General features: G+C 42.6%; 1 protein-coding gene. It reads left to right on the forward strand.

The window, feature by feature from the left end; genetic code table 11:
* Positions 1 to 220 (forward strand): hypothetical protein (locus tag AOA60_RS29625; RefSeq protein ID WP_218240968.1); only part of this gene is annotated, 220 nt, incomplete at its 5' end.
* Positions 221 to 235 lie beyond the last annotated feature (15 nt).

A 235-nucleotide genomic window follows, 5' to 3' on the forward strand; every position in this document is an offset into this window, starting at 1 on the left:
GTATTGGGTAGATGAGGATTTCTGGAAAAATAAAGTGTTATTCTTCGAAACCTCTGAGGAAAAGCCATCGCCAATGCAAGTGGGATACATGCTGCGAAACTATGGCATGCAAGGCGTCTTCTCGAAGGTGAAGGGAGCAATATTTGGGCGAGCGAAAGACTATTCGGCTGATGAAAAAATCGAGTTGAATCAATTGATAACGGAGATTATTGGCGGTTAATTTGTTGACCTCCTT

Origin of the sequence: Pseudomonas sp. 2822-17, from assembly GCF_002742485.1 — a bacterium.
Lineage (GTDB): Bacteria > Pseudomonadota > Gammaproteobacteria > Pseudomonadales > Pseudomonadaceae > Aquipseudomonas > Aquipseudomonas cyclaminis.